Genomic DNA, 7,098 nt, shown 5'->3' on the forward strand with positions numbered 1-7,098 from the left:
CCCGGAACGGGTCAGGGCGCGGCGGGCGATGCGCTCCGGCGACCCGGTTCGGGTCAGGGCGCGGCGGGCGGGCGGCGACCCGGTTCGGGTCAGGATGCGGCGCGCGTTGCGCTCCGGTGACCCGAAGCGGGCCTGGCGCGCGGTGACGGCCGCGGGGCGACCCGTTCCGGGTCAGAGCGCGACGGAAGCAAAAAAACCGATCGCCGGGATCGGTTTTTTGCCGGAAACAGCATTGCCGCCCCCAGTAAGAAAAGGAGGCGGCAATGCCCGAACCGTTAGTTGCTTACATTACCCTCTATAATCTGCGCATCCCGCAGCAAATAGTCCGCCGCCGCTTCCGCGATATGCTTTCCGCGCTGCGCCGTTACTTGCTGGATAAACGCCTGGATCTGGGCTTGCTCCAGCTTCGCTGCTAGGCCTTTGGAAATGCCGTGATTGTCGATCGAGCCGTTCGCGGTAAAGGCCGTCACCAGCCCCTTGAGCGATTCAAGATCGGCATACGTCGTGAAGGTCAGCGTTACCGTCGCGCTGTTCCCTGCCTGATCTACTGCATGCACCGCGAAGTTGTGCACGCCTGGCGTAAGCTCATAGAGCTTTAGCGTCGTGCCTGGCACGTACGCGTACGTATCCAGCGTCACCGTCGTCTTGCTGCCGTCGACGCCGGTCAGGGTATCGCTGATCGCGACCTGGACAGACAGCTCGCCGCCGTTGCCGAGGCGGCTTCCGTCGACAAGTCCGGTGACGGCCACCGTCGGCGCGGTCGTATCGATCGTGATATCGGTCGCGCCGAATACTTCCGAGCCGTCATTGGCCTTCGCCGTTACCCGAACGATTCCGTCAGCGGCAGCCGTCAGGAGACCGTTCTCGTCGATCGTCGCGGCTTCGGTCGCCGTACCGTCGAGCGCGGTGACCGTCCACTTCACGCTCTTATCCGTCGCTTCGTCCGGCGTTACGGCTGCATGCATTTGCAATGTGCCGCCGAGCTCGTTGATAACGGATACGCCTCCTTCTCCGCTTACATCGATGCCCGCAACCGGAACGGCCGGCTCCGATTCAATCAGCCCGACCCAGTCGAGGTTCATCGGACCAAGCACGTTCCAAGCCGTCACGGCCGTCGTGCCTTGCTCCAAATAAGCGTTGGCTTTGATCCGAACCGCCTTCCAATGGTGCGGCTGGGTTCCCCAGTCGATCGTCGTCGGGATCTTCGAAGTGAAGATTCCGTCTCCCATCTGGACCAGTCTGGTCGATTGGGCGCCGTTCGCGAGTCCCCAGCCTGCCACGTATTTCAGGACCAGGTCGTAATGTCCTGACTTCGGTACGTCCAGCTGCCACGTAATCGCCTGCCCTAACGTATCCCAAGCCGCTACGCCGGTACCGTTAGACAGGAAGGGCCGCGTCGTATAGACGTCAAATTTACCGCCGCTGGACGATTGGAAAAACTCCGCCTCTTTGAAGGTCGAAAGCTGCCCCTTCACCGCATCGAAATCGTCGATCGCCTCCGCCTCCGTCAGGCCGCCCGCTCCGGCCGTCCGCAGCCGGAGCGTTCCGGCTGAACCGTTCAGGATCACCTTCGGCGCAGCGCTTAGGAACATGGACGGTTTCGGCGCGCCGAAGTTCTGGAACACGAGACCTGCCGGCGCCTCCAAGACTTCATATAAGCCGGCCGGGATGTTGGTCAGCTGTCCCCAGCTTGCAGTGCCGCCGCCGTAGGCCCCGTACGCAGGCAGGGTGAAGTCGGTGCTCACGCCGTCAAGCTCGACCTTCAGCGTCGCCGAAGGCTTCGGACCCGGCGCCTCGACCGGCGTCAGCCGGAAATGGTGCTCGCCGCGATCGGTATGAATCGTCAGGATCCGGCCGTTCTTATTCATATACAGCCCTCTTGCGTTCAGCGCTGTCTGAATATCTCCGCCAAGCGGAACCGGCTGGTAGTTCGCGTCATACGGTACGGCATCCTCCGGCACATAAATCTGCGCTTGCAGGTTCGTGCCGCTCGATACCGACAGCTCCGTTCCGTCCAGCGCGATCGTCGTCGGAACGTCGGACTGGAGGCGGGTAATGCCGTTCATCGCAAGCTTCGTACCGCCGACCATCAGGATGCTCTCGCCCTTGACGGCGACCGCAATGGCGTCGAACTGAAGATCGCCCGCCGTTACGAGACCGCTGTCCGACAGCCGCACATACACGCGCGTCCCATCGGCGAACGTGATGCTCTGGTACGTCCCATAATTCGTCGATTCCGTGATGCCGAGCGGCTGCGAGCCGAGACGGTACGGTTCGAACGTCGAGACGAGCGTCGTGCTCGGCGTCTGCTGGAACGTAAAATTCGCGTGCCGCTGCTTCGGCTTCGAGGCAAAGCTTCCCGTCGGATTGACTTCGACGCCGTCTTCCCTCAAATACTTGTCGGTCACGGTCGCGTCCCCGACCTGCGGATAATGGAACTTCACCTTCAGGGCTGCGTTGTTTTGCGTAATCGAAGCCCCTTGCTTGTCGGCGTCCAGCGTTAAATTCGACATGGCGTGAAGCCGGAATTCGAATTGCGAGCCGGCCGGTTGTTTCGACTTCAGATTGTCGACCACGACGAACGCGTTCGGCTTCACGTAGATGATGCTGCGCTGCGCCTGCGCCAATCCCGGATGGGCCGCATCCGTATACGTATTGTACGCTTGCGTCGCATCGCCGACGGTCGCGTCGAACGATTTGCTCGTGGCGAAGCCGGTGATTTTTCCGGTAGCGCTCATATCGAGAATCTTCTGTCCTTTGCCGCCGTCGTACGTGATCGCGTTATGCCCGAGCGTCGTTCTCGTAAAGCCTTCGTCATGTACGCTCATGTAGCTGTCGTAATGCCCGGCGTCGATGGCCAGCTGCTCGCCATAGGCATTAATGGCAAAGCTGTTCTGATCGGCATGATTATGGTTGTAGCTGCCGTATTGGCTGGACTTAAAGTAAAGGGACACTCGCTCCGGATCGTACAGACTGGAATGCATCGCCACCCAATCCGTATCCTTCTGCCACTTGGAAGCCGGCAAATCGACCGGCGGCCGGCTGTCCAACGCCGGATCGCCGTACGTGAAGCCGAACAAGTAGCTCAGGTCGCGGCTGTAGCTGAAGCTATCCGCATACCACTTGACGACCGGATTCTGATACATCTGCGCGGAACGCTGCGCGTTCGTCGCGTTGAGCGTCGGATACATATTGTACGTATCGTCGCCGAACACGCCGTTTACCTGGCCGTTCGGCATGAAATACACGCCGAAGTACTGTTCATTGCGCGTGAACGCCTTATCGTACATATTGAGGCCGGATGCGGCAAGAATGACGTCGGCGAACATTTTGTCCGCGAGATGCGAATATTGCCAATACCCGGTCCCCGACGCCCAACCGCCGTCGTCGCCGGCGACCGGCGGGTACAGGTTGATCCGGGCCGGTACCGATTTCTCGAACCACTCTTGGGCCTTCACGGAGAGCGGAACCCCATTGATCGGGAAGTCGTCGTGAAGCAGCGCCGTCGCGATCGTGCCTACGTAACCGGTCGCCGTCCAGCCGTGCGAATTCCACGGATTTTTATACAGGGAGCCGTAGCCAAGAATATCGTTCACTAAGGTTTGCGTCCGTCTGACGATCATCGGAAGAATATTCTGCTTATCCTCCTCGGTGATCAGCGGGTAAATCCAGTCGTACGCAATCGCGCCCTTGTAGGCGATTTCCCGGAACACCTGATCGACTTGCCGGTAGTTGGTCGCTCCCTCCGGATCCCATGTCATCAGATTCAACATCCGGTTCTTGGCGAAGTTGCCGTACGTTTCGTTCCCCGAGACGAGATATACGAAAGCGGCGGATAACATCATGTCGATTTCCGGCATGACTTCATTTTTGATTCGATACACATCGGCGATAAAGGCAGCGTCCTGCAAATTAAAATAATCGCGCGGATAGTTTAGAACGGGCTCGCTCGGAAGCGGGGCGTTCAGGTTCACGTTCCGGATCGCCTGTTCGTAGATGGCTTTCCCGTTGCCGTCTTTATACGCGCGGAAATCCGCGAGATCGTCTGCGTTGGTCAAGATGCGCGGATGCGTGTGCGACACGTTGTCGAGCAGATCGTCGAGTTCCGGCACCAGGAACGGCACCGCGTCCGGCGTCAACCGGAACTGACGGCCGGCGCTCCATTCCGACCAGCCTTCCTGAATGTGGAACCTCACCCGCCAGAAGTATGTGGCTCCGGCCGAAAGCGGAGTCGGCAAATTGTACAGATTGTACTCCAGATTGTTGCGAGTAAAGACCATCTGCGAGAACGCGCTGTCGGATGCGATCTGCAATTCGTATTTATCCGCTCCTGCGATATACGGCCATGAGAAATCCGGCGCATTCTGGCTCGTCACCAGCTGATGAGCCGGTCTGAAATGCATATGAGTGTCCGGCTTCATATTTTTCGGCCATTGCAGGGAATCGTGAGGCACCTCGACGACAGGCGCGCTGGTGGAACGAAGCTCCGCCGAGTCGAAGACGATCGCGGACTGATCGACCGCGTTAGACCAAAGCAGCATACGTACGGACGCGGTGCCCTCCGGCGTGGCGCCTTCCGCGGTCAGCTTCTGCCAGCCGGGGGCTGCCGGTCCGCTAGCGTCATATTGACCGATCGTCTCGCCGGCGCCGTTCAAATACTGAAGCGACAGATTCGCCGTCCCGGCCGCGACGTTCGCCCAGACGGATGCCCGGTAGTCCGTGTCGGACGCATGCGGAATCGGCGCGCCGAGGATTCCCGCCGTTTGCTCGCTGCTCGAATCCGTCACTTTAACAGCCTTGCCGCCATGATAGATCGGGTCCGTTACCGAGGCGACGCTGCCGGTTTGCGGCCCATAGACGCTCCAGCCGCTCGGCAGCCCGCCCGACAGCTGCTCGAAGCTTGGATTGGCCAACAGTTCGTTGCTGCTCATGCTGACGGCGTCGACATAAGCGGTCGTCGGCGAGACGGCATCGTGGTCATAGATGTATAGGACGATATGGTCGCTGTACGATTCCGGAGGCGAGAACGACAACGACAGGTTCTGCCAGCCGTCCGTGGTACCGATCTCGGCTCTATTTTGAGACTGATATTGCCCCGCGGCATTGAAGTAACGGACGAGCATGTAGAGCTTCCCTTGCTCCACCTTCGTCTTCAGCTTGACCAAATACGTTTCTCCGTAACGAACCGGAATCGCGGCCGTCTTGATCCCGACCTCGCGGCCGCTGACAGCGCCGTCGTCGTGGAGCTTCAAGCTTCTCGTCCCTTCGAATACGGTTGCCGTATCCAGCGAGATATTCGGAACCTGCGCCGTCAAGGTCGGAATCCAGCTTGTCGGCCATCCCGAGGCTGCATCTTCGAAGCCCCCGTTCGGGATCAACTCCGCTGCAGGCTGCGGCGTCACAATGTCGATCGACGTGATTCGCAGCTCGGCGGAATCGAAGAAGATTTCAGACTGCGCCCCTTCATCCGACCAAGCGAGCAGCCGCAACGTCGCCGTTCCCGCAGGCGGAGAAGCATTCAAGACAAGCCGCTCCCAGCCTTGCGCTGTAGTTGCCGGAGCATCCTGCCGGCCGATTAACCCTCCGTTTTCATCGAAAAATTGCAACGACAGCCTGGCTGCGCCCGATTGAACGTTCGCCCAGACGGAAGCCTGATAATGCGCCCCGATCGTACGGGCGACCGGCGAGCTCTGGACACCCAAAGCATCCTGATTGCTGCCGTCCACCACCTTCACGCTTCGGCTTCGCTCATATACCGGTGAAGTTGCGGATACGACCCCCCAACTCGGCGCCCCGTACACGCCCCAGCCCGTCGGAAGCCCCGCCGATACGGTCTCGAAGCTCGGATTGGCCAGCAGCTCGCTGCTGGTCATCGTAACCGCGTCTATGTACGAGGTTGACGGCGCGTCAGCCGATCGCTCATAGATATACACAATGATATGATTGCTGTATTCGGCAGGCGGCGCAACCGTGACGGACAAGTCCTGCCAACCTGCGCCGGCAGACTTGAAGACCACCTGCTGTTGGTAGCCGCCGCTTGCATTGAAATAACGTACCAGCATGTTGACGGTCCCCGTCACAACGTTCGCCTTCATACTTACCTTATAGGTCTCGCCGAAACGAATCGGGATTGCGCCGGTCTTTACGCCGACTTCCCGGCTGCCGCCGATCCCGTCGTCGTTCAGCTTCAAGCTCCGGCTTCCCTCATAAACAGTCGCCGTGTCGGACGTAATATTGACAGCTTGGGCGGAAACCGTCGGAAGCCATCCGCTTGGAAATCCGTTCTGTATGTCCTCGAAGCCCCCGTTCGCGATGCGCTCGGGTCCGCGCGGCAATTCCGCCGCCGCCGCGGTTGGGGCAGGTACCAAATTGGCGAACATCCCGCCGAGAAGGGCGACGACCAGGAATAGCGACATGCTTTTCTTTATGGATCTAGAAATCAAACTATCCACCTCTTTCTGTCCAATGCGATGCGTTGTCGATTCGGTATGGCTCTCCTTGATGTTCCTTCCGATTCCTTCGAATGAGATCCGCGTCACTCTTCTCTCTCTTCGCATCCGTTTCGCTGAATCACCCCTTTGCGATATGATTGCGTTTCCATTCGTTCCGGATCTCGTCCCCCCATAATAATGAGCGTTGGGGACGCGGTAAATAACCGATATCTCCTGTGGCTGTTACTTTTCTCAGGTATCTAAAAAAAAGACCAGAATCATGCGTTTTAGCCCAATCGAGTACGCCGGATTGCGTTCGGCCATCGTTATCCATCGCAATTCCCCCTGGCCTGAACAACGCGCTGGAAGCCGTTCTTTTGACGTAAACATAAAAAAAGCCCCGAACCCGGGGCTTTCATTCAGGTGTCCGCGCCTTGCCTCTTGCGGAATTCGCTCGGGGTCAAACCCCATATACTTCCTAAACATGCGATTGAAGGGCGTTATGTTCCGATACCCGACGGCTTCCGAAATCTCCTGAACTTTAAGCTTGTCGTCCGCAAGCCCATGAGGGTGTTATATTTGACGATTTCATTCTTGGAGGTCAGAAAAAAAGCCCTGCGCACGAAGGGTGCGCAGGGCTAAACCATTACGTCGTCAGCTGCTCCGG

Annotated in this window: 1 protein-coding gene; it reads right to left on the reverse strand. The window is 58.9% G+C overall.

The genetic code is table 11. The features are described 5' to 3' along the window. Positions 1 to 275: 275 nt before the first annotated feature. The gene (locus tag VEZ38_RS13620) at positions 276 to 6,443 is read right to left on the reverse strand and encodes a DUF4962 domain-containing protein (RefSeq protein ID WP_324894261.1); all 6,168 of its coding nucleotides are present in this window, start codon (positions 6,441 to 6,443) and stop codon (positions 276 to 278) included. Between the last annotated feature and the right edge of the window lie 655 nt (positions 6,444 to 7,098).

The organism is Paenibacillus sp. (genome assembly GCF_035645235.1).
GTDB lineage: Bacteria > Bacillota > Bacilli > Paenibacillales > YIM-B00363 > Paenibacillus_AE.